The organism is Phaeobacter sp. SYSU ZJ3003, assembly GCF_041300735.1.
In the GTDB taxonomy this organism is placed as follows: domain Bacteria; phylum Pseudomonadota; class Alphaproteobacteria; order Rhodobacterales; family Rhodobacteraceae; genus Phycobacter; species Phycobacter gallaeciensis_A.
On sequence record NZ_PXNU01000021.1, the window covers coordinates 64,842 to 71,111 of the forward strand.

8 protein-coding genes are annotated in these 6,270 nt (G+C 62.4%); 4 read left to right on the plus strand and 4 right to left on the minus strand.

Features of this window, described 5'->3' with window-relative positions; translation table 11 throughout:
• Positions 1-67 precede the first annotated feature (67 nt).
• From C6W91_RS09460 to C6W91_RS09470, 3 genes are read left to right on the plus strand one after another with little or no spacing between them, the layout of a single operon-like run.
• On the plus strand, positions 68-814 hold the full coding sequence (locus C6W91_RS09460; RefSeq protein ID WP_274839996.1) for a helix-turn-helix transcriptional regulator: 747 nt from the start codon (positions 68-70) through the stop codon (positions 812-814).
• A complete protein-coding gene (locus tag C6W91_RS09465) occupies positions 807-1,286 on the plus strand; it encodes a hypothetical protein (RefSeq protein WP_274839995.1) in 480 nt (159 codons plus the stop codon). The genes C6W91_RS09460 and C6W91_RS09465 overlap by 8 nt, the downstream gene beginning before the upstream one ends.
• Before the next feature lie 31 nt (positions 1,287-1,317).
• Positions 1,318-1,662: a DUF2794 domain-containing protein gene (locus C6W91_RS09470; protein ID WP_065271626.1), complete on the plus strand. Its 345-nt coding sequence runs from the start codon at positions 1,318-1,320 to the stop codon at positions 1,660-1,662.
• A gap of 323 nt (positions 1,663-1,985) precedes the next feature.
• Here C6W91_RS09470 and C6W91_RS09475 read toward each other — a convergent pair whose 3' ends face one another.
• The 3 genes from C6W91_RS09475 to C6W91_RS09485 form a co-directional block, all read right to left on the minus strand.
• Positions 1,986-2,756: an NlpC/P60 family protein gene (locus C6W91_RS09475; RefSeq protein ID WP_274839994.1), complete on the minus strand. Its 771-nt coding sequence runs from the start codon at positions 2,754-2,756 to the stop codon at positions 1,986-1,988.
• Positions 2,753-4,156, minus strand: a complete 1,404-nt coding sequence (locus C6W91_RS09480; protein ID WP_274839993.1) for a M17 family metallopeptidase — start codon at positions 4,154-4,156, stop codon at positions 2,753-2,755. The genes C6W91_RS09475 and C6W91_RS09480 overlap by 4 nt, the downstream gene beginning before the upstream one ends.
• A 124-nt stretch (positions 4,157-4,280) precedes the next feature.
• Positions 4,281-4,640 carry a hypothetical protein gene (locus tag C6W91_RS09485; protein ID WP_065271624.1) on the minus strand — a complete coding sequence of 120 codons (360 nt, stop codon included), beginning with the start codon at positions 4,638-4,640 and terminating at the stop codon, positions 4,281-4,283.
• A gap of 177 nt (positions 4,641-4,817) precedes the next feature.
• Here C6W91_RS09485 and C6W91_RS09490 point away from each other — a divergent pair, with 177 nt between their 5' ends.
• The gene (locus tag C6W91_RS09490; RefSeq protein ID WP_065273602.1) at positions 4,818-5,468 is read left to right on the plus strand and encodes a carbonic anhydrase; all 651 of its coding nucleotides are present in this window, start codon (positions 4,818-4,820) and stop codon (positions 5,466-5,468) included.
• A gap of 40 nt (positions 5,469-5,508) precedes the next feature.
• Here the strand turns inward: C6W91_RS09490 and C6W91_RS09495 are convergent.
• A partial coding sequence (locus C6W91_RS09495) for a DUF3095 family protein (protein ID WP_370570774.1) occupies positions 5,509-6,270 on the minus strand: 762 nt, incomplete at its 5' end.

Sequence of the window (6,270 nt, forward strand, 5' to 3'; positions counted from 1 at the left end):
TGATCCTTCGCTCTGCGCCGAAGTCTTTGTCCTTGGGGCCGGGGGCAGCAGCGCCTAGGGTTATCAGATGAACAGACCAGACCCGCATAAGCCCCCGCAGACCCCGCGTTTTGATATTCTGGGGCAGGCCATCGGCGATGCCAGCCGCACCCGGATGCTGTGTGAACTGATGGAGGGGCGGGCCTATACCAACAAGGAGCTTGCCGCAGCCGCCGGGATCACGCCGCAGACGGCGACCGCGCATTTGCGGATGTTGCAGGAGGCCGGGCTGGTGCTGGCGGAGAAACGGGGCCGCTGTGTTTATCACCGGCTGTCCGGGGCCGAGGTTGCCCAGGCGCTGGAACAACTGGCCGCAATCGCCCCTGCCGACAGTCTGTATCTGGCGCAGCGCCGCAAGGCGGGTGGACTGGCCGAGGTGCGCAGCTGCTATGATCATCTGGCCGGGCCGCTGGCGGTGGCGATGACGCAGGCCTTTTTGCGCCGGGGGATGCTGGCAGAACGGGACGGCGGGTTCGATACGGTCCCATCCGATCTGTGGGCGCCGCTTGGGGTCACCCTGCCGGATCCGCAACGCAGCGCGCGCCAGCCCTTTGCCCGGCCCTGTCTCGACTGGACCGAACGGCGGCTGCATGTGGCGGGACCGCTGGGGCGGCAACTGCTGTCTCACGCGCTGGAGCGCGGCTGGATGCTGCGCCGCCACCACAAAAGGGGGCTGACCCTCACCGCGCCGGGCCGCAGGGCGCTGCAACAGATCCTGGGGCTGGAGCTGTCCGGGAGTGCGACGGAACTGAGTGAGGGAGGACCCCATGTCTGAAATCAGATCCGACACACAAGATGACCGCTACACCGTTCAGACCGGCACCCGGCTGCTGGTGCAGGTGCCGAAGGGTGACGCCGCAAAGGTGATGGATGCGATTATCTCCTGCGATCCACTGCGCTGGGGCGATTATGATCAGGTGGGGTTCACCACCGCGACGGGGGTGCAGCAGTTCCGCTCGCGTCCGGGCGGGGTCAACCGGGCCAGCGAAGCGGCGGTAGAGGTGCCTTGCGTCGAAGTGCAGGTCTTTGTGCCGCGAACTGGCGCTGGTCTCGATCCGCTGTTGCGGGCGATCTATGACGTTCATCCCTATGAAGAGCCGGTGATCCAGCTGCTTGCGGCCAGCCGCACCCGGCATATCCGGGGACAAGACGAAGGCAATCCCAACCGGTTCTGGAACCGGGCGGATGCGGATTGGGTGCCCGATGTGCATCGCAGCGATGGGGGCGTGCGCGCCGAAACCGCTTGATTCCCGCCCCGATTGACGCGAACCTGATATCATGAGCTTTCAAAACACGGCGTCATTCCCCGGGGCTGGCATCCCAGAACAGGTTTCATTCGACCGCAAGGAACTTTCGGTGATCCTTTCCCTTTACGGTCGCATGGTCGCTGCGGGGGAATGGCGGGACTACGGGATTTCCTCGCTGCGGGAATGCGCCGTCTTTTCGGTGTTCCGGCGCACCGCTGAACACCCGCTTTACCGGATCGAAAAACGCCCCAAGCTGCGCAATCGTCAGGGGCAGTATTCGGTGGTCGGCATCGACGGCCAGATCCTGAAGCGTGGGCATGATCTGAAAACCGTGCTGCGGGTGCTGGAGCGCAAGCTGATCCGCGCCGTCGACTGAGCCTTTCACCGGTCTCTCAGGCCGGGACGCTCCTTTATTGGACCATCATAGGTCTGTCGGCATGACTGCAACTACCGTGCAAAGGCAACCGATCTCACACCGACAACCGTCAGCTTCAGAATGCGGAAGCTCTGGAACGCTAGATTTCGGGTATCGCCTGCTGTTCTGAGCGGCGCAGAAATCACATGTGTTGGGACCTTCGGTCGAGACGATTTCCATCTCTTTTACAAAGTCGATCTCCTGAGCTTGCTCGACATCTCTCAGGTGAGCTTCACGCCGCATCTGATACAATTCCCCAAGGGACGGCATAGCTTCCCTCCCTTTCAGGATAAACGTTTGTGCGCAGTGACGGGGCCATCGCCCTGTTCGGCGATCCGAGTGATTGCGGCCTCCAGGGGTTCGATCGCCACGGCCATGTCATGGGCATTGGCGTGGATGATGCTCTCGCCGTCGCGCACCAGGGCAACATGGCCTTTCCAGAACAACAGATCACCGCGCATATAGGTGCTGCCTTCGGGCAGGGCGCGGCCCAGATCCCGCTCTTGCGGGCCGCTGTCGCCGGGGCACGCAATGCCGCAGGCCATCAGCGCGGCTTGCACCAGCCCGGAACAGTCGATGCCAAAGCGGCTGTCACCCCCCCAGAGATAGGGCGTGCCAAGGAACCCTTCGGCCACGGTGATCGGATCTTGCATCAGGCTGCCGATGGGCATCAGATGCGTGGCGGGGACATGCCCCAGTTCGGTTGCCGCGAAACGCCCGGAGGTTTCGCTGACCCGCAGCAGGCTGCCGAAGCTGAGGCTGCATTGGTCCGCCGATTTGAAGTCGGGTTTCGCATAGGCATGGGTCGCCGGGGCGCTGACCCAATGGGTTGCTTCCAGCGGCGCGGTCAGGGCCGCCACCGGGACATAGCCGGTATATCCATCCTTCTCGGCCCGGATCTGCGCCCAGCCATCCCGTGAGGAGAGGACCACGACCGGCGCCCCATAAAGAAACTGCCGGTCGCGCGGGCCATCGGGACGTCGCAGAACATCGACAACCGGAAGGGCGATTCGCGCGCGCTCCTGCGCAGAGCTCTCCATCACGGGGCCGCTCATAGGTTCAACATCTCCGGCAGCGCGGCAAAGATCGCCCGCGCGCCCTGACCGACACCGCCCTTGGGACGGGCAGGGGCAGCGCTGGGCGTCCAGCCATAGATGTCGAAATGCATGTAGCGGCTGCTGCCCGCAAAGCGGCGCAGGAAAAGGGCGGCGGTGATCGACCCGGCAAAGCCGCCCGCAGGCGCGTTGTCGAGATCGGCAATGCCGGGTTCGATCATCGTCTCATAAGGGTCGTGGAAAGGCATGCGCCAGACTGGATCGGCCATCTGCCCCGCCGTGCCTGCAATGGCAGCGGCATCCGCATCGTCGCTGGCGTAAAAGGGCGCCAGATCCGGCCCCACAGCCACCCGCGCGGCGCCGGTCAGCGTCGCCATGGAGATCAGCAGGTCAGGCGTATCCTCATCTGCCAGTGTCAGGGCATCGGCCAGCACCAGACGGCCCTCGGCGTCGGTGTTGTTGATCTCGACCGTCAGCCCCTTGCGGGAGGTCAGTACATCGCCGGGCCGGAAGGCATTGCCGGAGACCGCATTTTCAACCGCGGGGATCAGCACGCGCAGCTGCACTGGCAGCCCTGCGGCCATGATCATCCGCGCCAGCCCCAGCACGGTGGCAGAGCCGCCCATGTCCTTTTTCATCAACCCCATGCTGCTGCCGGGTTTGAGGTTGAGCCCGCCGGTGTCGAAGCAGACGCCCTTGCCCACCAGGGTCAGCTTTGGTCCGCTGTCGCCCCAGCGCAGGTCAATGAGGCGGGGGCGCGCCGTGGCGGCCCGGCCAACGGCATGAATCATCGGTAGGTTCTGTTCCAGAAGGTCCTGATCCAGCGTCACCTGTGCCGTGGCGCCGAATTCGCGGGCCAGATCTTCGGCTGCGGCCTGCAGCTGGTCAGGGCCCATATCGGCGGCGGGTGTATTGATCAGATCGCGGGTTAGGCATTCGGCGGCCACCAGCGATTCGACGGCTTTCGCATCGACACCTTCGGGTGCAACCAGAGCAGCACCGGGCGCCTTGGCCTCCTTGTAGCGATCAAAGCGATACTGCGTCATCAGCCAGCCGAAACATTCCTGTTCCAGAGCTGCCTCGGGAATTGCGTTGCCGCCATCGCCCCCGCTTGCAAGTGTATAGATCCCTTCGGGCAGCTTTTCGGCTCCCGCCGCCAGCGTAAACCGCTGACACGCACGCTGTGCTGCGTTGCCGTATCCGGCCAGCGCCATTGCCGGGCCGGTTCCATCGGAGGCCGGAACCAGAAGCACCTGACCGATCGCTCCCTTGAACCCATGTGCCCGCGCCCATCCTGCGACCTGATCTGGCTGGGTTTGCAGCCAGGTTTCGCAGGACGCCTGATCAATAACATAAAGCACAATAGCATTATCGCAGGGTGCGGCAAAAACGGGGGTCATCGGGATACTCCGGTCATGGGGGCTTATTCAGCCGTCAGAGTATCCGTCACCGCGTTGCCTGCAAGCCCTGCGTGAATACAGCCTGTGGGTAGGATTTCGGATTTGGGTTCTGGTCGTGTCGGATTCAGATAGAGAGGTCCTGCTGTTCCCAGACTGCGGTCAGGGATCTTTCGCCAACGCGCAGCAGGCGGAACACCGTTGCCGCAATGGCCGGCGAATCCTTGCTGTCGACGGCGTCGGTCACATCGCCGGCGATGGCCGCCATCGCGGTCATGCCGATCTGATCCGAAATCGCGATCAGTGAGCGCGCGTTCTTGCGCAGATTTTCCATATCATTCTGACGCCACAAGCGTTCGCAATGCGAAAGGCGGACCGCCAGTTCTTCAATTGCACGGCAAACAACGTCCTCGGCTCCGGTTTCGCCCAGCTGTGAATACAGCTCGGAAAGTTTTCCCGGATCCAGACGCACGTTTTCCTTATGCATGACAGTGAGTATATTGGTCACCACATTCACCCCAGTTCACTATGCCCCCACGGCACGATGACCAATTTGACCCTCAAGAGTTGTCAAAAGGTTTCCAGGCTGATGCTGGAATCTCTCGAATTTGCTGACAATGCAGGCTATCACCCCTGTCAGGGTTCAAATCAGGGAATGCACCATATGCAATACGCCAAGCCTCTGCCGAGCTATCTCGTGACGCGTTACCACGGCTGGAAAGCGACGGCTTATCAGGAAAACCAGGGCTGGTACCGGCGTCTGGCTTCCGAAGGGCAGCGCCCGCGCGCGATGGTGATTTCCTGCTGCGACAGCCGCGTTCACGTCACCTCGATCTTTGGCGCGGACCAGGGTGAGTTCTTTATTCATCGCAATATCGCGAATCTGGTGCCGCCCTATGCACCCGATGGCGACCACCACGGCACCAGTGCCACGATCGAATACGCGGTTACGGTACTGAAGGTGGCGCATCTGATCGTGCTGGGTCATTCCCAATGCGGAGGCGTGCAAGGCTGTATCGATATGTGTAAGGGCCACGCGCCCGGGTTGGAGGCGAAGGAAAGTTTCGTCGGTCGCTGGATGGACATCCTGAAGCCGAAGTTCACTTTGGTCGAAGACATCGACGATGCAGAGAATCAGGCGCGCCAGTTCGAGCGTCAGGCGGTTGTCGCATCGCTTGAGAATCTGATGACCTTTCCCTTCATCGAAGAGGCGGTCTCCGAAGGCTCGCTCAGCCTGCATGGTCTGTGGACGGACATCGGTGAAGGTGGTCTGGAATGCTATGATCCCAAAACTGGAGCATTCCAACAGGTCTGAACGGGACTCACATGGGGGGTAAGCTCAGGCCAGAGCCGGTTCAGGACTGGGTCCGGCGTTGCAGGTCAGCGGCGGCTTGGGTGTAGCCGCCCGAAGCCCCATCGACGAAATGCACATGATCATCCCGCATGGCAGAGGGCACGATACAGGTCACCATGGCTGCGTCCTGTTCGTGCAGGCCGAAGCGAATCTGCCCGGCCTGTTGTGTTCTCTCCAACAGGTCCAGAACCCGGTCCCGCACGGCAGGGCTACAATCGACGGTCATCTTCAGCCCGTCATCGAATTTTCGGAAGTCAGAGTTGGCGCTGAGCACGGACAGATAGTGATCGGGATCAAAACTGCCGGTTGGTTTGCCACGCCCGAACAGAAACCTTGCAATGGCGGACCCTGCGGTCAGCCACAGGGCGCGCAAGGACAGCGGGATATAGCCCCGCGAAAGACGCGCTTCGATCATCAGCCCGGGCGGCGGAAACTTCAGAGCGGGGCCGCTGACCGGGACCGGGTGTCCGCTGCGGTCCAGTTGTGCCGTCAGCTCCAGCAGTTCGGATGCAATCTGTGAAAACTGATGCGGTCCGGTGCCTGCAACGGGCAGGACAACCAGCGACATAATCAGCCCGTTGCGGGCGGGCGTATTGCTCCAGCGGCAGGAAAGGCCGGTCAGGTCCGGAGGTTCCTCCGTCTCTGCCGCGCCGATGCTGTAGGCACCCGCCTTCATCTGCTGTTCGGCCCAGGCCAGGTCGTGTCGCGAATGCTGTGGAAATTCCCTGGCGGCGCGCTCCGGGCATGTGAAGGGTCGGTGTTT